Source organism: Streptomyces sp. WAC 01529 (assembly GCF_003945545.1).
Classification (GTDB): Bacteria; Actinomycetota; Actinomycetes; order Streptomycetales; family Streptomycetaceae; genus Streptomyces; species Streptomyces anatolicus.
Genome location: NZ_CP029617.1, coordinates 5787624 through 5809907, shown reverse-complemented (window position 1 = coordinate 5809907; position 22284 = coordinate 5787624). Strand labels below are relative to the sequence as shown.

Annotated in this window: 16 protein-coding genes and 1 pseudogene; 11 read left to right on the top strand and 6 right to left on the bottom strand. The window is 70.2% G+C overall.

What is annotated here, in order from left to right; all coding sequences use genetic code 11:
* Positions 1-3: 3 nt before the first annotated feature.
* On the bottom strand, positions 4-630 hold the full coding sequence (locus tag DMA15_RS26120) for a DsbA family protein (protein WP_125515197.1): 627 nt from the start codon (positions 628-630) through the stop codon (positions 4-6).
* A gap of 264 nt (positions 631-894) precedes the next feature.
* On the opposite strand from DMA15_RS26120, the pseudogene DMA15_RS26115 reads away from it, so the two are divergent.
* A pseudogene (locus tag DMA15_RS26115) lies at positions 895-1755 on the top strand (glycoside hydrolase family 16 protein); the annotation flags it as partial.
* Between the two features lie 27 nt (positions 1756-1782).
* Here DMA15_RS26115 and DMA15_RS26110 read toward each other — a convergent pair.
* Positions 1783-2781 carry a MerR family transcriptional regulator gene (locus DMA15_RS26110; RefSeq protein ID WP_125515195.1) on the bottom strand — a complete coding sequence of 333 codons (999 nt, stop codon included), beginning with the start codon at positions 2779-2781 and terminating at the stop codon, positions 1783-1785.
* A gap of 100 nt (positions 2782-2881) precedes the next feature.
* On the opposite strand from DMA15_RS26110, the gene DMA15_RS26105 reads away from it, so the two are divergent.
* The gene (locus DMA15_RS26105) at positions 2882-3688 is read left to right on the top strand and encodes an alpha/beta hydrolase (RefSeq protein ID WP_125515194.1); all 807 of its coding nucleotides are present in this window, start codon (positions 2882-2884) and stop codon (positions 3686-3688) included.
* 25 nt (positions 3689-3713) lie between these two features.
* Here DMA15_RS26105 and DMA15_RS26100 read toward each other — a convergent pair whose 3' ends face one another.
* From DMA15_RS26100 to DMA15_RS26090, 3 genes are all read right to left on the bottom strand, one after another.
* Positions 3714-4319: a dihydrofolate reductase family protein gene (locus DMA15_RS26100; protein ID WP_125515193.1), complete on the bottom strand. Its 606-nt coding sequence runs from the start codon at positions 4317-4319 to the stop codon at positions 3714-3716.
* Between the two features lie 157 nt (positions 4320-4476).
* Positions 4477-5259, bottom strand: coding sequence for a sporulation protein (locus DMA15_RS26095; RefSeq protein WP_125515192.1), 783 nt, complete (start codon positions 5257-5259; stop codon positions 4477-4479).
* Between the two features lie 183 nt (positions 5260-5442).
* On the bottom strand, positions 5443-7167 hold the full coding sequence (locus DMA15_RS26090) for an MFS transporter (protein WP_125515191.1): 1725 nt from the start codon (positions 7165-7167) through the stop codon (positions 5443-5445).
* A gap of 203 nt (positions 7168-7370) precedes the next feature.
* On the opposite strand from DMA15_RS26090, the gene DMA15_RS26085 reads away from it, so the two are divergent.
* Positions 7371-8009 (top strand): TetR/AcrR family transcriptional regulator, encoded by a 639-nt coding sequence (locus tag DMA15_RS26085; RefSeq protein ID WP_240659934.1) that lies wholly within the window; start codon positions 7371-7373, stop codon positions 8007-8009.
* An 82-nt stretch (positions 8010-8091) separates the two neighbouring features.
* Here DMA15_RS26085 and DMA15_RS26080 read toward each other — a convergent pair whose 3' ends face one another.
* On the bottom strand, positions 8092-9507 hold the full coding sequence (locus tag DMA15_RS26080) for a cation:dicarboxylase symporter family transporter (RefSeq protein WP_125515189.1): 1416 nt from the start codon (positions 9505-9507) through the stop codon (positions 8092-8094).
* Between the two features lie 261 nt (positions 9508-9768).
* Here DMA15_RS26080 and DMA15_RS26075 point away from each other — a divergent pair, with 261 nt between their 5' ends.
* The 8 genes from DMA15_RS26075 to DMA15_RS26040 all read left to right on the top strand — a co-directional run bounded on the left by DMA15_RS26075 (position 9769) and on the right by DMA15_RS26040 (position 22284).
* The gene (locus tag DMA15_RS26075; protein ID WP_164551830.1) at positions 9769-11544 is read left to right on the top strand and encodes a sensor histidine kinase; all 1776 of its coding nucleotides are present in this window, start codon (positions 9769-9771) and stop codon (positions 11542-11544) included.
* Entirely contained in the window at positions 11541-12224 is a 684-nt protein-coding gene (locus tag DMA15_RS26070; RefSeq protein ID WP_125515188.1) for a response regulator, read from the top strand. The genes DMA15_RS26075 and DMA15_RS26070 overlap by 4 nt, the downstream gene beginning before the upstream one ends.
* 162 nt (positions 12225-12386) lie before the next feature.
* Positions 12387-13754, top strand: coding sequence for an extracellular solute-binding protein (locus DMA15_RS26065; RefSeq protein ID WP_164551829.1), 1368 nt, complete (start codon positions 12387-12389; stop codon positions 13752-13754).
* Between the two features lie 180 nt (positions 13755-13934).
* Positions 13935-14912, top strand: a complete 978-nt coding sequence (locus DMA15_RS26060; protein WP_240659933.1) for a sugar ABC transporter permease — start codon at positions 13935-13937, stop codon at positions 14910-14912.
* Positions 14913-15773 (top strand): carbohydrate ABC transporter permease, encoded by an 861-nt coding sequence (locus DMA15_RS26055; RefSeq protein ID WP_125515186.1) that lies wholly within the window; start codon positions 14913-14915, stop codon positions 15771-15773. It begins immediately after the preceding gene.
* A 182-nt stretch (positions 15774-15955) separates the two neighbouring features.
* Positions 15956-16606, top strand: coding sequence for a hypothetical protein (locus DMA15_RS26050; RefSeq protein ID WP_125515185.1), 651 nt, complete (start codon positions 15956-15958; stop codon positions 16604-16606).
* Positions 16594-17625 carry a hypothetical protein gene (locus DMA15_RS26045; RefSeq protein ID WP_125515184.1) on the top strand — a complete coding sequence of 344 codons (1032 nt, stop codon included), beginning with the start codon at positions 16594-16596 and terminating at the stop codon, positions 17623-17625. The genes DMA15_RS26050 and DMA15_RS26045 overlap by 13 nt, the downstream gene beginning before the upstream one ends.
* A 114-nt stretch (positions 17626-17739) precedes the next feature.
* Positions 17740-22284, top strand: coding sequence for a DUF6531 domain-containing protein (locus DMA15_RS26040; RefSeq protein ID WP_125515183.1), 4545 nt, complete (start codon positions 17740-17742; stop codon positions 22282-22284).

The window sequence follows — 22284 nt, the reverse complement described above, 5'->3', positions numbered from 1 at the left end:
GGGTCAGCCGAAGTCCAGGTCTCCGTAAGGCCGCTTGAACTCATGGAAGCCCTCCACCCCGGCCATCAGCACCACCCCGTCCCACAGCCGCCCGGCCGCCTCGCCCCTGGGGGCCGGGGAGACGACGGGGCCGAACAGTGCCCCCGCCCCCTCCACGGCGAGTACCGGAGTGCCGACGTCCTCGCCCACCAGCGCCATGGCCTGCCCGTGCGAGGCCCGCACCGCGGCGTCGTACTCCGTGGTCATCGCCACGGCCTCCAGCTCCGCGGGGAGCCCGGCCCCGGCGAGCGCGGCCGTCATGCCCGACCAGTCCCGCTGCTCGTGGAGGCGCGCCCCGAGCACGTCGAAGTACCGTCCGAGAGCCGCGTTCCCGTGCCGCTCGCCCACCGCCGCGCACACCCGCCCGGGCGCCCTCATGTACTCCCCGTACAGCCCCTCGGGGTCCTCCGGGTCGACGTCCAGGCCCTCGTTCAGGACCGCCAGGCTCATCACCCGCCACCGCACGGTGATGCCCCGCACCCGCTCCACCTCGCGCAGCCAGCGCGAGGTGATCCACGTGTACGGGCAGACCGGGTCGAACCAGAAGTCGACGCTCGCTCCGGTGGGGGTCGGCTCGTCTGTGACGTTCATTCATTCACCGTACTGCGGACGCCAGTTGGGGTCCCGGATACACAGGGGAACGGTCGGCCGTCTTCGGGAAGTTGACGCACCGCGGCCATTGACGCGCCGCCCGGCCACAACTACAAAACCAGCAGTACCACTCTGAGAGCGCTCTCCCCGTCACACTCCCATCCCCCACGGAGGTGCCCGATGCGCACGACCCCCGCAACCGCCACCCGGCACGCCACCCCACTGCTGGCCACCCTCGCCGCCGTCGGCCTGCTCGGGGCGCTGATGATGCCCGGCACGGCGCGTGGCGACGTGCCGGCGCGCGGCCCGGGCTGGACGCTGAAGTGGAGCGACGACTTCAACGGGCCCGCGGGCGCCGCGCCCTCCGCCGACAAGTGGCAGGTGGACCTCGGCCACAACTACCCGGGCGGTCCCCCCAACTGGGGCACGGGCGAGATCCAGGAGTACACGAACTCCTCCGACAACCTGAGCACCGACGGAGCGGGCAACCTGCGGATCACCCCGCGCCGGAACTCCTCCGGCAAGTGGACATCCGCGCGGATCGAATCGAGGCGCACCGACTTCAAGGCTCCCCCGGGCGGCACGCTGGCCATCGAGGCCCGCATCCAGATGCCGAACGTCACCGGCGACAAGGCGCTCGGCTACTGGCCCGCGTTCTGGGCGCTCGGCTCGCCCTACCGCGGCAACTACCAGAACTGGCCCTCCATCGGCGAGTTCGACGTCATGGAGAACGTGAACGGCATCAACGCGGTCTGGGGCGTGCTGCACTGCGGTGTGAACCCGGGCGGCGACTGCGACGAGACCCAGGGGCTCGGCGCGAGCCGCCCCTGCCCGGGGGCGAGCTGCCAGTCCGCGTTCCACACGTACCGCTTCGAGTGGGACAGGTCGGTGACGCCGAACCAGTTGCGCTGGTACGTCGACGGCCAGCAGTTCCACACCCTCCGCCAGGACCGGTTCTCGGCGAAGACGTGGGCCGACATGACCTCCCACGAGGGGTACTTCATCCTGCTGAACGTGGCGATGGGCGGCGGCTTCCCGAACGGCGTCGCGGGCCGCGCGACACCGACGCCCGCGACGGAACCGGGACACCCGATGCGGGTCGACCGCGTGGCGGTGTGGACGCGGCCGTAGCGGGAGTCGCGGCGCCGCGTCCTAGTGGCCGTCACCGGTGGAGGCGGGGGCAGCGGCGGAGGTGGAGGCCTGCAGGGCCGCGCGGAGCCAGTTGTCCGCGGCGCCGGGTGTCGGCTCGGGTGGGGCGGGGGGCGGGGTCATGACCTCGGCGGCGAGCTGCCAGTAGTGGTCGATGCGGGGTTCGGCGGCGAGGATGCGGGCGAGGCCCCGGCGGAAGTCGGCCGTGTCGCGGGCGTTGAGGGCGGCGGCGTGGACCGCGGCGAAGCAGTCGAGGGCCTCGCCCCGGTGCGGTGCACGGCCCGCCCGCAGCTGGGCCGAGGCGAGCGCGAACGCCTCGGGGAGGGCTTCGTAGAGCACGGCGGGACGGTAGCCCTTGCCGGGCAGGTGCGCCTCGGGCTGGCCGGGGCGCGCGGCCGTGCCCGGGGCCGAGTCGAAGCAGGGCCCGGAGACGAACGCGTGCAGCCGCGCGAAGGCGAGCACCTGCGCCGGGGCGGGGTCATCGGGCAGCCGCGGGACCGCCTGTTCGACGACGGCGGAGACCACTCGGGCGGGCAGCCGCGCGGGCAGCCAGAGCCGCCAGAACCGGGCGAGCGCGGCCGTGGTCGGAGGAATGCTCAGGCCGCCGATCAGGCGCAGCCGCTCGGCGCGCTCCTCGGCGGAGCAGTCGCGCAGCAGGCGCAGGGCGGCCTCGCGCCAGCGCAGGGCGGTCAGCCGTGTGCCGAGTTCGCGCAGCTGGACCTCGATGACATCCTCCAGCGCGTCCTCCTCGTCGAGCACGCGGCCGACCTCGGGAACGGGCAGGTCGAGACCGCGCAGGGAGCGGATGAGGCGGAGCCGGTCGAGCGCCTCGGGGCCGTAGCGGCGGTGGCCGCCGCCGCTGCGGGCGGCTTCGGGCAGCAGGCCGCGGTCGGAGTAGAAGCGGACGGTCTTGACGGTGACACCGGCCCGCTCGGCGAGCTGCCCGATGCTCCATACGCCGACGGGGGCGGGCCCGGTCCCACCGGTGCCGTCTGCTGTCACGGCTTGAACCTCCCTCAGGGGGAGTTCCTAGCGTACGGGCGAGCGTGGGGCGGGGGACCGCGTACCAGACCGCGTAAAACACCGTGTACTAGGAGGAATCATGACGACGTTCGTGCTGGTGTCGGGTGGTCATACGGGCGGCTGGATCTGGCGGGACGTGGCGGCGCGGCTGCGCTCGGCGGGGGCCGAGGTGCACGCGGTGACGCTCACCGGGCTCGGGGACCGCAGGCATCTGGCGGGCCCGGGGACGGATCTGGAGACCCACATCGAGGACGTGGCCCAGGCAATCGACCATGTCGACGCGCCCGAGGTGGTCCTTGTCGGCTACTGCTACGGGATCTATCCGTCGGCGGGCGCCGCCGACCGGCGCCTGGACCGCGTCTCGCGGCTCGTGCATCTGGACTCACCGATGCCGCAGGACGGTTGCTCCATGCTCGACCAGGTCCGTGAGCAGATGCCGCCGGGGGCGGCCCGCGAGCGGATGCTCGGCATGCGGGAGCGGGCCGAGGACGGCTGGCTCGTCCCCGCGCCGAGCCCGGCGGAGTGGCAGGCGCACGGGAACCTCGCGGGAGTACCCGCCGAGGCGCTGGCCAGGCTGGCGCGCCTGGCCTCGCCGATGCCGGTCGGCCCGTGCGAGCAGAAGCTGCGCGTCTCGGACGCGGTCGCGGGCCTCGCGACGACCGGGGTCTTCTGCACCACGGGCGGGACGATGGACATCGCCGCGCTCGAAGGCCTCGTGGCGGCGGGCCTGCCGCTCGTCCAGCACCTCGCCGACCCGCGCGCGACCTTCTTCGAACTGGCCACCGGGCACTGGCCGATGCTCTCCACGCCGGACGCGCTGGCCGGCGTACTGCTGCGGGCGGCGGCGGGCGAGGGCCACCGACTCGCCCCCGCGTCCGCCGCCTGAGACCTTAGGCCCGAGGGCCCGCGGCCTAGCTCTCGTCCCCCGCGGTCTTGTCGTACGTGAGGAAGACCGAACCGCTGTCGAGGAGCACGGTGTCCGTCCGCTCGTACATCATGGGCTCGAAGGCGGTCTTGGACGCGAACAGCGGCGTGCCCGAACCGATCGTCATCGGGGCCAGCTTGACGACCAGGCGGTCGATCTCGCCGCGCAGGACCCCGGCAAGCTCGCCGCCGCCGCACAGCCAGATGTCCTTGCCGTCCTCGCGCTTCAGCTCGCGCACCTTGGCGACGGGGTCGGTGGCGACCAGCTCGACGTGCGGGTCGGGGCTCTCGGTGAGGGTGCGGGTGAAGACCAGGTGTCTCAAGTGCGGGTAGCAGTCGGGGATCCCGGCGTCCACACCGATCATGTAGGTCTTGCGGCCTTCGAGGATCGTGTCGAAGTGGCTGCCCTCGCCGGTCAGACCGAGGGCCTGCCTGGCGGGGGCGGGCAGGGTCTCGGGGTATGTCTGGGCGAGGTGCTGGACGTAGTCCTGAGCGACCGGCCAGAAGCCGTCGGGGCCCGTGGGGTCGGAGCCGTCGGGGCCGGCGATGAATCCGTCGAGGCTGACGGCGATGAAGTAGACGAGCTTTCGCAAGGTGTCTCCTGGGATGCGGCGGTGGCGTTTCATGGCACTCTGAGTGAAGTGGTTAGACCGTAGTACTTCACTTGGAGTGGTGTCAACGGTTTGCGGGACCCTATTTCGGGGGCCCGAAGTCCGAAGTACGGGGCCCGGCGTCCGAAGCGGGGTCCGGCTATCCGTCTATGAGCGCCAGTTGCTCCAGTGACTTGCGCACGCGCGCGGTGAGATCGGCCTGGCCCGCCTCGTGGTGCGCGACCGCGAAGGAACGCGCCAGCGGCTTGTCCGACCAGCTGAACGTGGAGCGGGCCGCGCGGCGGACGTGGACCAGGACGCCGACGACGTTCTGGAGGAAGACGACCTCCAGCTCCCCGAAGCGGTCCGCGCCCCGCGCGGGGGAGCCGAGGTAGAAGATCTGGTGCAGACCCCTGCGCGCCTCGACGTCGGGGATGTACTCGTCGACGAGCCGCGAGCCTTCGACGAGGTAGCCCTCCTCGCCGAACCCGTCCAGGACCGCCTCGAACACCGGCGGGGCCGCGATGTGCAGGAAGTCCACGTCCCTGACGGGCGATTCCGACTCCCACTCCAGGCGCGTGGTCAGCGACATGTCGACGCCGAGGGCCTGGCCCCGGAATTCGGTGACCGGGCACTCCCAGGGCAGGGTTCCCTTGAAAGGCACCCGCTCCTCAGTGCCGGGCGCCACGGTGAAGTCGTATCGGCCGGTGGAGAGGCTGGTCAGCTCGTCGTCCCCCATCGAGCCGTCGTAGTCATGGGCCTTGGCGACCACGTCGAGGTTGAGGTAGTCGATCTTGAGGCCCTGGCCGCCGCCCTTGAGGATGACCTCGCCCTCGATGGCCTGGCCGGGCATCGGGTTGAGCGTGGTGATCTGGGTGTCGATCTCCGGCGGTTCCTGGTCGCCGCCTCTGCCGCCCATCCCGAACAGCCTGCGAAAACTCATGGTGCGTTCCCTCCCCTGTACTTGCGGCGCAGCATAACCCCTGGCCACAGCCACGGAGATGGCTCCCGAACGCACAGCGGGGCAGGAGGTCCGATCGCGGAGAAGCCCCGGCGGCGTGCCGGTGGGCACGCCCTGACGCGGGCTTTCCTGCGGTCGAACCCCCTGCCCCGGCAGGGGTGTTGCCTACTTCTCGCGACCGGCCCCGGTGGTGGCGGCCTCCGAGGTCTGCGCGTCGGCATCCGAGGTCCGCGCGTCCGCATCCTTGGCCTGCTCGTCGGCCTCCTGGGCCTGCGCGTCCTGGCCCTTGCGCGGCAGCAGCACCGCCACAAGCACCGTTCCCACGCCGAGGATCACCGCGCCGACCAGGCTCGTGTGCGCCACCGCGTCCGAGAACGCGGAGGTGACCGCGTCCGCCATCTTGCCCGCGCCCTGCGTCAGTTGCTCGGCCTGCGCCTTCAGCTGCGCGGCCTCCTGCTGGGAGCCCGCGTGGGCCGCCTTCTCCGCCGCCGCGTGCGCCTTGTCGCCGATGCCCTGGGCGACCGCGAAGCCCGCGCCGACCGAGTCCTGGGCGGTGTCCAGCGTGCCGTCGGGCAGCTTGGTGCCGGAGGCCGAGGCCGCGTCCTCCAGCTTCGAGGAGTACGAACTGGCGAGCACAGAACCGAGGATGGCGATGCCGAGCGATCCGCCCAGCTCCAGCGACGTGTCGTTGACCGCGCCGCCGACACCCAGCTCCGACTCGGGGAACGCACCCATGATCGCGTCGGTGCAGGGCGAGAGCGCGAGGCCGATGGCCAGGCCGAGGACGATCAGCGGGGCGACGAAGTCCCCGTACGAGGACGAGGCGTCGACCTGCGTGAGCAGCGCCAGCGCCACTGTGCCCGCGACCATGCCCGCCGTCACGGTGATCTTCATGCCGATGCGCGGCGTGAGGAAGCCGGTGAGCGCCGAGCCGACGAAGACCGCGCCCGCGAGCGGCAGCATGCGCACGCCCGTCTCCAGCGGGTTGTAGCCGAGGACGAACTGGAGGTGCTGGGTCAGGTAGTAGAACGCGCCGAAGACCGCGAGGAAGAAGAGCGCCACCGCGAGGTTCGAGCCGGCGAAGCGCCGGTCGAGGAAGCGGCGGACGTTCAGGATCGGGTGCGGGTGGCGCAGCTCCCAGGCGACGAAGGCCACCAGGCCCACGCCCGCGACGACCGCCGCGGAGATCGCCTTGGCGTCCCAGCCGAAGTGCGGCCCCTGGATGATCATGTAGACCAGCGCGCCGGTCCAGACGACGGAGAGCAGCCCGCCGACGTAGTCGATCCGGTCGTGGTGCCCGGCCTTGGACGGCGGGACGAGCACGAAGGCGCCGACGATCGCGAGCGCGGCGACCGGCACGTTGATCAGGAAGGTCGAGGACCAGCCGTGGTCCTCCAGGAGCGCGCCCGCGACCAGCGGACCCGCGGCGATCGCGAGGCCCGCGGTGGCGGTCCACAGCACGATGGCCTTGGCCCGCTCGCCCTTCGGGAACGTCGCCGCGAGCAGCGAGAGCGTGGCCGGCATGATCATGGCCGCGCCGAGGCCCATGACGGCACGGGCCGCGATGACCCCGCTCGAACTGTCGACCAGCGACCCCGCGACCGCGCCGCCGCCGAAGACGACGAGGCCGAGCACGAGCGCGCCGCGCCGGCTGTACTTGTCGCCGATCGCGCCGAGCAGCAGCATCAGCGCCGCGTACGGGACGGTGTAGCCGTCGATGACCCACTGGAGGTCGGAGCTGGAGAGGCCGAGGTCCTTGGTCATGTCGGGGGCGGCGACGGTCAGCGCCGTGTTCGCCATGACGATGATCAGCAGGCTCAGGCAGAGCACCCCCAGCGCCCACCAGCGGCGCGCGTACGGCCCCTTCATCTCCTCGACCGGTTGCTTCATGACTAGAGCCACCGAAGTCTCACCCTTCCCTGCCGCTGTGCGTTCTTGCTTTCCGGTGACCTTGCACAGCACTGTGCAATTACACACTGCTGTGCAATTTACGCCACTGCACACAGCTGTGCAAAACGGTCGCCTGGCGAGCCCCGGGAAGCCGTCCGCGAAGTCGCGGGGCAGCCCCCGGCCAGCCGTGCAAAATGGAGCGCATGAGCCGAGCCGACGCCAACCGCCGCCGCATCCTGGAGGTCGCCCTCGCCGAACTCCTTCGCGATCCGGACGCGTCCATGGACCAGATCGCCCGCGCCGCGGGGGTCGTGCGCAGGACGGTGTACGGCCATTTCCCCAGCCGTGAGGCGCTGATCGGCGCGCTCATCGACGGCGCGGTCGAAGCGGTCGCCGCCGCCCACGCCTCCGGGCGGGCGCAGTCGGACGACCCCGCCGAGTCGCTCGCCCATTCGATGGTCGCCGTCTGGGAGATCGCCGACGGCTACCGCCTCCTGGTCGGCCTCGCGCAGCGCAGCGTGGCGATGGAGGGCATCAGGCAGCGGCTCGCCCCGGTCCGCAAGGAGTGCGTGGACATGCTCCGCCTCGGCCTCGCGGACGGCTCCTTCGCCTCCCCGCTGCCGCCCGCCGCCCTCGCGTACGTCCATGAGCAGCAGCTCTTCGGCCTGATGGAGGCCGTGAACGACGGCCTCCTCGACCCGCGCGACGCGGGCCGCGCCGCCGCGTCGACGGCCCTGCTCTCGGCGGGCGTTCCGGTGGAGCGGGCGCGCGGCATCATCGCGGACCTGCCCCAGGCGCCGGGCGCGCGAACGGGCGGGCCGAGCGCGCGGGCGGACGCGTGAGCGCGGGGCGCCGCCCGTGACGTACGCGCTCAAGAGCGGTTACGTCACGGGCGGCGCCCCGCGGTTCATCCCTGGACGGCGGCTACACCTTCGCCGGCTCCTTGCCGCCCTCGCTCCGCCGCTCCGGCACGGAGGTCGCGGCCTCCGCCGCCTCGGGCCCGTCCCCCTCACGGTCGCCGTGCCCGTCATCGACCAACGTACGCTCGTCGAAGGGCAGTTGACCGGCGAGGACCGCGGCGACCCGCTCCTTGTCGACCTCCTTGGTCCAGGTGCCGATCAGCAGCGTGGCCACCGCGTTGCCCGCGAAGTTGGTGAGGGCGCGGGCCTCGCTCATGAAGCGGTCGACGCCGATGATCAGGCCGACGCCGTCGACGAGCGCGGGCTTGTGCGACTGGAGGCCGCTCGCGAGGACCGCGATGCCCGAACCGGAGACGCCCGCCGCGCCCTTGGACGCGATCATCATGAAGAGCAGCAGCGAGATCTGTTCGCCGACGCCGAGCGGCTGGTCCATGGCGTCGGCGATGAAGAGCGAGGCCATGGTCAGGTAGATCATGGTGCCGTCGAGGTTGAAGGAGTAGCCGGTCGGCACGGTGATGCCGACGACCGGGCGGCTGACCCCCAGGTGCTCCATCTTCGCGATGAGCCGCGGCAGCGCGGACTCCGACGAGGAGGTAGAGAGGATCAGCAGGAACTCGCGGCCCAGATACTTGAGCAGCTTGAAGAGGTTCACCCCGGCCACCATGCGCACCAGCGTGCCGAGTACGAGCACGATGAACAGGGCGCAGGTGACGTAGAACCCGATCATGATCGTGGCGAGCGCCTTGAGCGCGTCGGCACCGGTCTCGCCGATGACGGCGGCCATCGCGCCGAACGCGCCGACGGGCGCGGCCCACATGATCATGCCGAGCACCCGGAAGACGAGCTTCTGGATGTGCTCGACACCGCGCAGCACCGGCTCGCCCGAGCGGCCCATGGCCTGGAGCGCGAAGCCCACGAGCAGGGCGACGAGCAGCGTCTGGAGCACCTCGCCCGCGGTGAAGGCGGAGACCAGCGTCTTGGGGATGATGCCGAGTGCGAAGTCGACGAGGCCCTTGTCGGCCTCGTCCGCCGCCTCGTGGCCCGCGCCCTTGTCGGAGTCGGCGAGGTCGATGCCCGAGCCCGGGTGGAGGATGTTGCCGACGAGCAGGCCGATGGCGAGCGCGACGACCGACATCGCGACGAAGTAGGCGAGCGCGAGCCCGCCCACCTTGCCGACCTTGGCGGCCTTGCGCACCGAGCCGACGCCGAGCACGATCGTGCAGAAGATGATCGGCGAGATCATCATCTTGATCAGGTTCACGAAACCGGTGCCGACCGGCTTGAGCTCCTTGGCGAACTCCGGCCAGATGAAGCCGACGGCGATGCCGAGCAGCACGGCGCCGATGACGGCGATGTAGAGGTAATGCGTGCGGTCCCGCTTGGCGGCGGGTGCCGTGTGCGGGTCGACCGTGCTGGTCACGGGGGCCCTCCTTGACTCCTTGAACGACGACTTCGGCGTGGTGGTGCCGGCGGCACCCGGTGGTGCCTGGCGGCGGCGCCCGCAGTGCGTGCGGCTCACGTCCTGGGCGATCCCGGCGACTATCTCCCGGACTGTGAGGCCGGTCACCCTTGCGTTCATTTAGTTCGCGCCCGCGCGACCACGGGTGCGCCACCCACAGCCGCCGGTCCCCCCGCTGGTCCACGCCGTCCGGCCGCTTGTGCGAGGAGGCAGACTGGCACCATGCCTCCCACTCGCCCATCCCGTCGGCGCCGCCTGCCGCGCAGCCTGGCGGGCCAGCTCTTCGCGATGCAGATCGTGCTGGTCACGGTCGTGGTCGCCGGGTACGCGCTCTTCACGTATCTGAGCGACAAGCACCAGGCGGAGGAGAGCGCGCGCCGCCAGACGACCGCGGCGGCGCGGGCGGTCGCGGACTCCCCTTCGGTACGAGAGGCCATACGCGGCGGTGACGACCCGTCGAAGGAGCTGCAGCCGTACGCGACCCAGGTGCAGCGGCACACCGGCGTCGCCTTCGTGACGATCATGGACCCGCGCGGCATCCGCTGGACGCACCCCGACGAGCGGCGCATCGGCGAACGCTTCCTCGGCCATCGGCGGGAGGCGCTGCACGGCAGGACGTTCACCGAGACGTACACGGGCACGCTCGGTCCGTCCGTGCGCGTGGTCACCCCGATCCGGGCCGGCGAGAGGGGCGAGGGCCGGATCATCGGCCTGGTCAGCGCGGGCATCACCATCGAGGAGATCACCGCCAAGGCGCGCGGCCAGCTCCTCGCGCTGCTCGGCGTCGCCGCGGGAGCCCTCGTACTCGGCGGTATCGGTACGTACGTCATCAACGCCCGCCTGCGCCGCAGCACCCACGGCATGAACGCCGCCGAGCTGAGCCGGATGCACGACTACCACGAGGCGGCCCTGCACGCGGTGCGCGAGGGGCTGCTGATGCTCGACGGGCAGCGGCGGATCGCGCTGATCAACGACGCGGGCCGGGAGCTGCTCGGTGTCGCCGGTGACATCGTGGGGCGCAACGTCGCCGAGCTGGGGCTGCCCGCGCCGCTCACCGGCGCGCTCCTCGCGTCCGAGCCGCGCGTCGACGAGCTGCATCTGACCGTCGACAGGGTGGTGGTCGTCAACACCTCCCCCGTGACGGGCGGCGAGCGCAGGGGCACGGTCGTCACCCTGCGCGATCATACGGAACTCCAGGCGCTGACCGGCGAGTTGGACTCCGAGCGCGGCTTCACGCAGGCGCTGCGCTCGCAGGCCCACGAGGCCGCGAACCGCCTCCACACGGTGGTCTCCCTCATCGAACTCGGCCGCGCCGACGAGGCCGTCGACTTCGCCACCGCCGAACTGGAGCTGGCGCAGGCGCTGACCGACCAGGTGGTGGCCGCCGTCAGCGAACCGGTGCTCGCGGCCCTGCTCCTCGGCAAGGCGGCGCAGGCCAACGAGCACGGCGTGGAGCTGGTCGTCTCGGACGACAGCAGCATCGACGACGGCGTGCTTCCGGCGTCCCTGTCCTCCCGTGACCTGGTGACGGTCCTCGGCAACCTCATCGACAACGCGGTCGACGCGGCACAGGGCTCACCGGCGGCGCGGGTCACGGTGACGGCCCGGGCGGACGAGAAGAGCCTGCTCCTGCGCGTCTCGGACACGGGCCCCGGCGTCGACCCCGCCCTGCGGGAGGCGGTCTTCGAACGCGGCTGGTCCACCAAGGCGGCGACGGGCCGAGGCCTCGGCCTCGCGCTGGTCGACCAGACGGTGACGCGGAACGGCGGCGTGCTGACGCTGCGGGAGTCGGAGAAGGGCGGCGCCCACTTCGAGGTGACCTTCACGGTTCCGGTTGCCGCTGTGGGCAGGCGTTCCGCAGGGCGAGTGGGGCCTCCCCTGCTCGAGCGAAGCCGAGAGCTTGGGGAAGGGTGGGCACAGCCCCCGGCGCGGGGTACCGACGAAGCGGGCGCCACCCAAAGCACCCAGAGCCCGCCAAAGGGGGGCGGCGCCAGATGATCCGCGTACTCGTAGTCGAAGACGACCCCGTCGCGGCGGACGCCCACGTCCTCTACGTGAACCGCGTCCCCGGCTTCGAAGCCATCGCGAAGCCCGCCCACTCCGCCGCCGAGGCCCGCCGCGTCCTCGACCGCACCCCCGTGGACCTGATCCTCCTCGACCTGCACCTCCCCGACGGCCACGGCCTCCAGCTGGCCCGCTCCCTGCGTGCCGCCGGACACCCCACGGACGTGATCGCGGTGACGTCCGCCCGCGACCTGGCGGTCGTCCGCGAGGGCGTCTCGCTCGGCGTCGTCCAGTACGTACTGAAGCCGTTCACCTTCGCCACCCTCCGCGACCGCCTCACCCGCTACGCGCAGTTCCGCACGGCCGCCGCCGAGGGCGAGGCCACCGGCCAGGACGAGGTGGACCGCGCGCTCGCCACGCTGCGCGCGCCCGGCCCCGCCGCGCTCCCCAAGGGGCTCAGCGGCCCCACCCTCGAACGGGTCATCCACACCCTGCGCGCCGCCCCCGAGGGCCTGACCGCCACCGCCGCCGCCCAGTCGGCGGGCCTCTCCCGGATCACCGCGCGCCGCTATCTGGAACACCTGGTCGACACGGCACGCGCGGCCCGCAGCCCCCAGTACGGCCAGGTCGGCCGCCCGGAGCTGGTCTACCGCTGGCTCACGGCGGCCGAGTGACCTCCCGCTCCGGGCACCCCGGTCACGTACATCCGATAACAACGTTGTCACGTTGATGACAAGCGTCAACGCCCTCCCACCGCAGGGGCATTGACCTTGCTCCGAGCACGCGCTTACGTTCACCGGGCAGCCCCGCGTCGCAACCCCGCGCTGTAGGAGGTCGTGCCCGTGCGTCCCACCACCACCCCGCCGCTCCTCGTGGCATCCGCCCTGTTGGCCGCCGGCACCCTCACCGCGTGCGGCGGCGGTTCCGGCGACGACCCCGACACCGTGAGGATCTCGTTCAAGCAGTCCACGGACAACGAGGTCAGGGTCATGGACACCTACCTGGCGGAGATCAAGAAGCAGTTCGAGAAGGCGAACCCCGGCAAGAAGGTCAAGCTGGTGCCGATCAAGGCGCCGGACTCGGAGTACTACACCAAGCTCCAGCAGATGCTCCGCTCCCCCAAGACCGCGCCCGATCTCGTCTACGAGGACACGTTCCTCATCAACTCGGACATCACCAGCGGGTATCTGAAGCCGCTCGACCCGTACCTGAAGAAGTGGAAGGACTGGGACCAGTTCATCGACTCGGCCAAGGCGGCGGCGAAGGCGGCCGACGGCAAGACGTACGGCGTGCCGGACGGCACGGACACGCGCGGCCTGTGGTTCAGCAAGGCGATCTTCAAGAAGGCGGGCCTGCCGGCCGACTGGCAGCCGAAGAACTGGGACGAGGTCCTCGACGCGGCCCGCACGATCAAGAAGAAGGTGCCGGGAGTCACGCCCCTGAACGTCTATACGGGAAAGCCGGCCGGCGAGGCGGCGACCATGCAGGGCTTCCAGATGCTGGCGTACGGCACGGGCAAGGATCCGCTGTACGACACCGGGGCGAAGAAGTGGGTCACCGGCAGCAAGGGCTTCAAGGACTCCCTGAAGTTCGTCGAGACGGTCTACGAGGAGAAGCTCGGCCCCGATGTCTCCGACGCCCTGGACCCCAACTTCGCCACGCGCGTGCGGGGTGAGCTGCTGCCCGAGGGCAAGCTGGGCATCGCGCTCGACGGCTCGTGGCTGCCGCAGGACTGGGGCGAGGGAGCGGGACACGAGTGGCCGGAGTGGTCGCGGAAGCTGGGCCTGGCCGCCATGCCGACCCAGCACGGCCAGGCGCCCGGCAAGGTGAGCATGTCCGGCGGCTGGACCTGGGCGATCCCGGCCAAGGCGGGCAACCCCGACCTGGCCTTCAAGTTCATCGAGACCATGCAGACGAAGGCCAACGCCAAGAAGTGGTACGTCGCCAACTCGGGCATCGCGGTCCGCGAGGACGTCGCGGCCGACCCGTCGTACGTGAAGGCGCAGCCCGGCATCAAGTTCTTCACGGAGCTGGTCGCCTCGACGCACTACCGGCCCGCGTACCCCGCGTATCCGAAGGTCTCCACCGCGATCCAGGAGGCGATGGAGTCGGTGACGACGGGCGACAGCTCGGTGGAGGAGGCGGCGAAGGGGTACGACGAGGAGGTCGAGTCGGCGACGGACGGCGAGGTCATCGACAAGTAGCGCGGGGGGCGGGCGGTTCCGGGCTGGTGCCGTTCCGGGCCGGTGCCGTATTACCGGGACCGGGGGCCGCCGTTCCGGGCCGGTGCCGTATTACCCGGCACCGGTACCGGTACCGGGGGCCGCCGTACCACCCGATGCCAGAGGCCGTGTCACCCGGTATCAGAGAGTGAGTGCCCGCACATGACTACCGCACCCGCCGCCGGGTCCCCGGCCGAACCCCCGCCCGAGCCCCCCGCCGGGCCCGGCGCCGCCAAGACCGCGCCGGGTCCGGGCACCCCGCCACCGAACCCCCGCGCCCGCGTACGCCGGGGTCTGCTCAGGGCCCTGCCCGTCTCCCCCGCCGTCGTCCTCCTCGCGCTGTTCCTCGCCGGGCCGATCGGCTACTGCGCGTACATCGCCTTCACCGACCTCCAGCTGACCGGCCAGGCCGAGTCCAGCTTCATCGGCCTCGACAACTTCCGTGAGGCGTTCGGCGACGAGCGGTTCCTCAACGCGGTCTGGCTCACCCTGGTCTTCACGTTCCTCTCCTCCCTCATCGGCCAGAACACGCTGGGGCTCGCCCTCGCCTCCCTCATGCAGCGCGCGTCGAAGCCGGTCCGCACCCTCACGGGCGCGATCGTCATCACCGCGTGGGTGCTGCCGGAGGTCGTCGCGGGCTTCCTGCTCTACGCCTTCTTCCGCCGCGAGGGCACCCTCAACGCCGTCCTCGACCTCCTCCATCTCCCCTCCCAGAACTGGCTGTTCACGCTCCCGATCCTCGCGGTGTCGTTCGCCAACGTCTGGCGGGGGACGGCCTTCTCGATGCTCGTCTACTCCGCCGCCCTCAACGAGATCCCCAAGGAGATCACCGAGGCCGCGGAGGTCGACGGCGCGGGCGGCTGGCGCCGGATGTGGCACATCACGCTGCCGATGATCCGCCGCTCGATCGGCACGAACCTCATGCTCAACACCCTCCAGACGCTCTCCGTCTTCGGCCTCATCTGGGTGATGACGCGCGGCGGCCCGGGAAACCGCAGCCAGACCCTGCCGCTGTTCATGTACGAGCAGGCCTTCCAGAAGAGCATGATCGGCTACGGCACGGCGGTGGCCCTGCTCCTGCTCCTGGTCGGCTCGCTCTTCTCCCTCGTCTATATGCGCATGCTGCGTACGGAGGTCTGAGTGGCCGTCAACAACCCTCCTCGCGCCCGTTCACTGCCTGCCCGTCGTACGAAGCACCGGCTCGCGGCCGACGCGGGCCTGCTGGCCGTGGCGGCGGCGTTCGTCCTCCCGCTGGCCTGGGTGGTCCTGTCCTCCTTCGACCCGGAGGCGGACTTGCGGGTACGCGTCCCCGACGGCCTCACCCTGGACAACTACGACAAGGTCCTGACCCCCGAGATCACCTTCACGCCGCTCCTCAACAGCCTCCTCCTGTGCGGCGGCGGCACGCTGCTCACGGTGGTCTGCGCGGCGCTCGCCGCGTACCCGCTCTCCCGTTACCGCTCCCGCCTGAACCGCCCCTTCATGCTGACGATCCTCTTCGCGACGAGCCTGCCGATCACGGCGATCATGGTCCCGGTGTACGCGCTCTTCGTACAGGTGGACCTGATCGACACGATGCACGGCACGATCTTCTTCTTCGCCGCGTCCCAACTCCCCTTCGCCATCTGGCTGATGAAGAACTTCATGGACGGCGTCCCGAAGGAACTGGAGGAGGCGGCGTGGACGGACGGCGCCTCGTCCTTCCAGTCCCTGATCCGGATCGTCCTGCCCCTGATGGGCCCCGGGGTGGCGGTGGTGACGGTCTTCTCGTTCGTCATGATGTGGGGCAACTTCTTCGTCCCCTTCATGCTCCTGCTCACGCCGGAACAGATGCCTGCGTCGGTGAGCATCAACGACTTCTTCGGCAACAAGGGGACGGTGGTCTACGGCCAGCTGGCCGCGTTCTCGATCCTGTACTCGACGCCGGTGATCCTCCTGTACGTCCTCGTCTCACGCCGCCTCGGCGGGGGCTTCGCGCTGGGCGGGGCGGTGAAGGGCTGAGGGGGCTGGCCGGTGGCCTTGGCCTGAACCACCCCTGGCGGCGGGCACAGAACTGTGACACGCCGCCGCGGCGATACGTCCCAGGCGCCCCATTCCTACCGACACATCTCCCTGGTATCGGCCCCGGCTTCGCACTAGCGTGCTGAGCCCGCGCCCTCTCCCCCACCTGCCAGGAGCCGACAGTGAACCGCCCCCTCCGCCTCGCGACGGCCGCGCTCACCGCGTCCGCGGCCCTGCTTCTGACGTCCTGCGGCAGTGACGAGAAGCCTGCCGGGAGCGACGACAAGATCGCCGGCGCCGGGCAGGGCGAGGAGAAGAAGTCGCCCCCGCCGAGCGAGCCCGCCCAGGGCGCGGACCGCCCTGAGATCAAGCTGCCGTCCGACGTCACGTTCACCTTCAGCTGGGCGAAGACGGGCGACAAGACCAAGGACGCCGTCCTGGCCGACCGGGAACAGGCGATCAAGGCCATCGACATGGCCATCGCCGAGAAGGCCCCGACCCACAAGGCCTTGCGCTTCTACTACGAGGGCGACGCGGCGGCCAACGCGCAGAAGTACATCCAGGCCTACGTGAAGGCCGACGCGCGCACCACTGGTGCCTACCGCTACTACGACGCGACCGTCACGGGAGACGGCGGCACCGCGGCCCTCACCTACTGCGAGGACCAGAGCAAGGCGTACGACAAGTACCTCAAGAAGGACAAGGTCGACAAGGGCCCCGCCACCAAGAACAGCTACGTGCTCTACGCCGCCAAGCTGTCCAGGAACGACGCGGGCGTCTGGGTCACCACGGAACTGAACGCGACACGGGGGAGCGACAAATGCCAGCCATGAAGCAGAGGTCCGCGGCTCTGACAGCGCTGGCGGTGCTGGCCGGTGTGGCCCTGTCCGCCACGCCGGCCAACGCCGAAAAGGGAATCGGCGGTGGCACCGCGGCGCCCCCGCCCGAGGTGTCGGGCGGCCAGAAGGACGGGTCGCTGACGGCGACCGCCGGCGGCATAAGCTACGACACCTCCAAGAACGGCACCGGCCCCAAGGCCGGCCCCATCGCCCCGGCGGGCGACTACAGCCCGCCCCCCTGCTGGTACGGCCCCGCCTACACCCCCGCCCAGTTCAAGAAGGAGCGCGAGGCGGTCTGGGCGGTGGACTCCACGGGCCACTCGTGGGACCTGGAACAGCGCAAGCGTTACGTCGAGGGCGAGCCGTACAAGAACTTCAACCTCGACAAGGCCGGCAAGGGCTACTGGTGGACGGGGTTCCCCAACGAGACGTACCCGCCCGGCTGGGACAAGTGCGACAAGGAGACGTTCTGGGTCGACGAGAACGAGCCGCCGCCGCCCGGCCTGCCCGTCATCGACGCGGAGACCCTCGCGAAGCTGGCGTACGCGCGGATCCGCGTCCCCGGTACGAAGGTGTCCCTGGCGCCGGAGGCGGAGACGAAGGTCAACCTCCCCACCTGGGCCTGGCTGGACGGCGCGGAGTTCAAGCCGGTGTCGGTCACGGCCAGGGTCGACGTACTGGACATCGAGGCGACGACGACCGCCGAACCGATCTCCCTGAGGATCGACCCCGGCACGCCGGACGCCGAGACGTACCCCGGATCCGGCGTCTGCGAGATCGTCGACGGCAAGATCGGTGAGCCGTACGCCAAGGGCAAGTCGGAACAGGACCCGCCCTGCGGCGTGAAGTACCTGCGCTCATCGGGCGACGGCTCGTACCCGCTGAAGGCGACGGTCACGTGGAAGATCCGCTGGACCGGCACGGGCGTGGACGGGGAACGGCAGCTCCCCGACGGCGAGTTCGGCGCGGAGCAGGACGTGGTGGTCCAGGAGATCCAGGCCATCAACCGCTAGGGGCGAAGCACCAACGCGCCGGACCATCGGACCCCTCTCGCACGCGAACGCACATTCGGTAGCTTCGCCTGTGCATACGATTGCGGCAGGTCTGGCAGTGACGGGGGTTGCGGTATGGCGGGGAATCGGCCGCGGGATTGGCATGTCCTGGACCTGGACAAGGACCCGACGCCGGGCGACCCGGACCGGGTGCGCAAGCTCGCCAAGGACCTGCACGACTTCTCCGACGATGTCGGCAAGGTGCTGCGGGACATCAAGGGGATGGCGGGCGAGGACGCGATCCTCAAGTGGGCGGGCAAGACCGCCGAGGGCTTCACGGAGAAGTTCGAGAAGGCCCCGGAGAAGCTGAAGAAGCTCAAGAAGTCCTACGGCATGGCCGGCGACGCGCTGGCCGCGTACTGGCCGGAGCTGGAGCGCGCCCAGTCCCTGGCCGACAAGGCCCTGGCCAAGGGCCGCGAGGCCCAGGCCGACCTGTCCTCCGCCAAGTCCCGCCTCACCTCGGCCGACTCCTGGGTGGAGAAGGCGGGCAAGGAGGCCGACAAGTACAAGGACGACAAGGGCTCGGGCAAGGATGTGCCGAAGCCGGATGAGTCGAAGGTCCGCGCCGCTACCCGTAACGCGGCCTCGGCCGAGAAGGCGCAGAAGTCGGCGCAGGGCGATGTGGATGCCGCCAAGAGCGCGCTTGACGCGGCGAAGAAGATGGCCGAGGACGCCCGCAAGATGCGTCAGGAGGCCGCCGGGACCGCGAAACGGAAGATCGACGAGGCCTCCGACGCGGGCATACGCAACCGCAAGTGGTGGGAGGAGATAGGCGACTGGGTCTCCGACAACTGGGACACCATCGTCGCGGTCTGCAAGGTCGTCGTCGCCGTCGTCGGCATCATCGCGATGATCGTCGGCGGCCCCATCCTCGCCGCCATCGTCATCATCGCCGGGGCGATCGTGCTGGCCGACACCCTCAACAAATACCGAAAAGGCCAGGCGGGCCTGATGGATGTCGCGTTCGCCGCGCTGGACTGCGTACCCGGCATGAAGGGCCTGACCACCGCCGCCAAACTCGGCAAGGGGCTGAAAGGCCTCAAGGGCGGACTGAAGGGCTTCAAGTCCGCCCGCACCGCGCTGAAGGACGGGGCGAAGGGCGCGTACAACCGGGTCAAGAGCAAGATCAAGGGCTGCGGCGACCCGGTGGACGTGGCCACCGGGCAGATGTTCCTCGACGCGACCGACGTCACGCTGCCCGGCACCCTGCCGCTGGTCTTCACCCGCCGGGTCGCCTCGGGCTACCGCAGCGGCGGCTGGTTCGGCCCCACCTGGACCTCCACCATCGACCAGCGCCTCGAAGTCGACGAGGACGGCGTCGTCTTCGTCACCGAGGACGGCATGCTCCTCGCCTACCCCCACCCCCAGGGACCGGACGCACCCGTACTGCCCGACTCCGGCCCTCGCCGACCGCTGCACCGCCTGGACGACGGCGGCTACCGCATCACCGACCCCCTCACCGGCCTCACCCGCCACTTCACCCCGCCTGACCCCGCCGACGGCGTGGCCCTCCTGACACGCATATCCGACCGCAACCACAACACCATCGACTTCGACCACGACGCCGAGGGCACCCCGCAAGCCATCCGGCACAGCGGTGGCTACCACCTGCAGTTGACCGTCGAGGCCGACCGCGTCACCGTCCTGCGCCTCGCGGGCGCTGCCGAGGACGGCTCGGACGTCGTGCTCAGGCGGTACGGGTACACCGATGGCAACCTCACCAGCGTCACGGGCTCCTCGGGCCTTCCCCTGCGCTTCACGTATGACGAGCGACTGCGCATCACCTCATGGCAAGACACCAACCAGCGGCACTACTTCTACGACTACGACGAAGCGGATCGCTGTGTCAGCCAGCACGCCGACAACGGCTTCGTCGCGGGGGCATTCGCCTACGACATCCCGGATCCGGAGTGGCCGAACTGTCGGATCACCGCACACACCACCGCCGAAGGCGCCACCACCCGTTTCGCGATCGATGAGCACTGCCAGGTCGTCGCCGAGACGAATCCCTTGGGGCACACCGCCGTCACCGGGTACGACGAGCACCACCACATCGCGTCCTGGACCGACGCCCTGGGGAACACCACCCGCTATGTGAACAACGCCCTTGGGCAACTCCTTGAGGTGACTAGACCGGACGGCGCGGTCAGCCGCTACACGTACAACGACCTGAACCTGCCCACCGCCCTCCGGTTGCCGGACGGAAGTGCCTGGCGGCGGACCTACGACGGAAGCGGCAATTGCACGTCCGTCACCGATCCGTCCGGACGCGTCACCTCCAGCACGTTCAACGCGTCGGGTCACCTCCTCTCGGTGACCGACGCGCGGGGGCTCACCGCCACGGTGCGCTGTGACGCGGCAGGCGTCCCCGTCGAAGCCTCCGATTCATCGGAGGCCACCACCACATGGGAACTCAACGGTTTCGGGCTCCCCATCTCGGTCACGGACACGAACCGGGGCACCGTTCGGTTCGAGTGGACGACCGAGGGGCAACTGACCCGGCGTACGGGTGCTGACGGTACGACCGACACATGGACGTACGACGGAGAAGGCAACCGCACGAGTCACACGGACCCGTTGGGGCGCACCACGCGCTTCGAGTACACACACTTCGACCTGCTCGCCGCCCGCACCTCGCCCGACGGGGCACGGTATGAGTTCGTCCACGATCCCTCACTGCGGCTCACTCAGGTCAGCAGTCCTCTGGGCCTGCAGTGGACCTACCGCTACGACGCCGCGGGACAACCGGAGTCCGAGACCGACTTCGACGGCCGCACGGTCACTTACGAGCACGATGCCGCCGGTCGTCTGGCAGCACGTACGAACGGTGCCGGGGAGACCGTCACGTTCGAGCGGAACGCACTGGGCCAGACCATTCGAAAGGACGCCGCGGGAGCCGTCACCACCTTCACGTACGATCTGCGCGGTCACCTCACCCACGCGATCGGTCCGGAGTCCGAACTGATCCTCGGGCGCGACCACTTCGGCCACGTCCTGGCGGAGACCGTCGACGGTCGCACCACGCTGCGCACGTACGACGCCGAGGGGCGCACCCTCAGCCGGACCACTCCGTCCGGTGCGCTGAGCACGTGGACCTACGACGCCTCGGGCCGCCCCACACGGCTCGACACCTGCGGCAGGGTCATCGATTTCACGCACGACGAAACAGGCCGCGAGGTTTCCCGGCACATCGGCGAGCAGGTCACCCTCTCCCACGCCTTCGACGAGATGGGACGTCTCAGCGCTCAGTCAGTCGTCACCTCCGAGGGCCGAATGGTGCAGCACCGTTCTTACGTCTACGGGGCGGACAACGGACTGACCAGGGTCGCCGATCAGTCCTCGGGGGTCCGGACGTTCGATCTGGACGCGGCGAGCCGGGTCACCGCCGTTCACAGCGAGCAGTGGACTGAACGATATGTCTACGACGAGACGGGCAGGCTGACCGAGGCCGATTGGCCGGACCGGCACCCCGGCCAGGAAGCGACCGGAGAGCGTTCTTACGCCGGCACCCGCGTCAGGCGGGCAGGCGGCATCCGTTACGAATACGACGCCCAGGGCCGTGTCGTTCTGCGGCAGAAGGTCCGGCTGTCCCGTAAGCCGGCCACCTGGCATTACACCTGGGATGCCGAGGACCGCCTCACGTCCGTCGTCACTCCGGACGGCACCCGGTGGCGTTACACCTACGACCCGCTGGGCCGCCGGACCGCCAAGCAACGGCTCACCCCGGACGGAGAGGCCGTCGTCGAGGAAACCGTCTTCTCGTGGGACGGCACCACGCTCTGCGAGCAGACCACCGTCTCGCGAGACATGCCGCACCCCGTCACCCTGACCTGGGACCACCAGGGTCTGCACCCCATCTCCCAGACGGAGCGCATCACCGCGGTCGTGGACGCTCCTCAGGAGGAGATCGACAGCCGCTTCTTCGCCATCGTCACCGACCTCGTCGGCGCCCCCACCGAACTCGTCGACGAGCGGGGCGAGACGGCCTGGCGGGCCCGCACCACCCTGTGGGGCATCACCGCTTGGGCCGCCGACAGCACCGCCTACACTCCGCTCCGCTTTCCCGGGCAGTACTTCGACCCTGAGACCGGTCTCCACTACAACCACTTCCGGCACTACGACCCCGAAAGTGCTCGCTACCTTTCCCCCGACCTTCTGGGCCTCGGACCGGCACCCGATCCCTTCGCCTATGTCAGCAACCCTCTTCTCTGGGCCGACCCTCTGGGGCTCGCCCCCTGTGACGTAGCCCTGGGGTATCGATTCGGCGACACCAAGAAATTCGCGGAGCAGAGAAATTTCACTCATTACATGGATCTCAGTCCCGACGAGTGGCGAGGTCCCGTCTTCGCCGCGATCGAGGACGGGTCAGTGAGACTCCATGTGAACACCAAGGGGTTCCCCGCCGACGGCTTCGTAGGCATGGCAAAGAGAGGGCTCGGACATGATGGCCCCAATTTCCATGCGACGGAAGAAGAGATGGGACTGATCGCCAGAACGGTCAAGCACGGGAGACGTACTTGGGATTCCGTCACCTTCTACGACAAGGACGGCAAGGTCATCGAGGGCATGACGGAGCCGGACTGGGAGAGCATGGGGAGAATCCGGCCGTTCATTACATGA